Raw genomic sequence first — 678 nt, forward strand, 5'->3', positions numbered from 1 at the left:
TTCGATTATCCTGGTTTCTACGACTTTGAAACCACAGATAACTTCCTCCAGAGTATTCTGGGGGCAGCCCAGTCGTTATCTCCAGATTCTATCAACGGAGATGAAAAAAAAATGAACGACTGGTTTATGAATTTAGAAACGAATTTGCCAGCTGAAAGGCAAAATATCCCGGAAATGCCACCTTTGAATGGATTCCAATCGAGTTCTATGAGCAGCTCTTCGTATTCTCAGGATTCCAATGTTTTTGGTGGGTTGACTCCTGAGAGTCAGGATACAACGTACTCGAATAAGACATCGCCTCGATATATAAAAAAGGAAATCGAGCAAATTTCAATTGGAAAACAGGATACGCTGAACGAGGAAAGCGTGACACCAGAGGAAAGAAAACCAAGTGTAAATTGCACTTCCAAGGTGACAAAACCAGGACGTAAGGACAAGATCTCGCACAACCAGATTGAAAGAAAGTATAGAACCAACATCAACACCAAGATTTTGGCTCTTAGAGATGCTGTGCCGTCGCTCCGTATTGCTGCGGGGTGCAACGACGTGAGTGTGGCCGATTTGGAGGGCCTTACTCCGGCATCCAAGTTGAACAAGGCAAGTGTCTTGGACAAGGCGACCGAGTATATTAGGCATCTCGAACGGAAAAACGAAACCCTTATGAACGAGAACCGCAAC

General features: G+C 44.5%; 1 protein-coding gene. It reads left to right on the plus strand.

The features are described from left to right. Positions 1 to 678 (plus strand): helix-loop-helix domain-containing protein (locus H9Y04_RS49235; protein ID WP_187820183.1); only part of this gene is annotated, 678 nt, incomplete at both ends.

The sequence above is a fragment of the Streptomyces polyasparticus genome (genome assembly GCF_014493765.1).
Lineage (GTDB): Bacteria > Actinomycetota > Actinomycetes > Streptomycetales > Streptomycetaceae > Streptomyces > Streptomyces polyasparticus.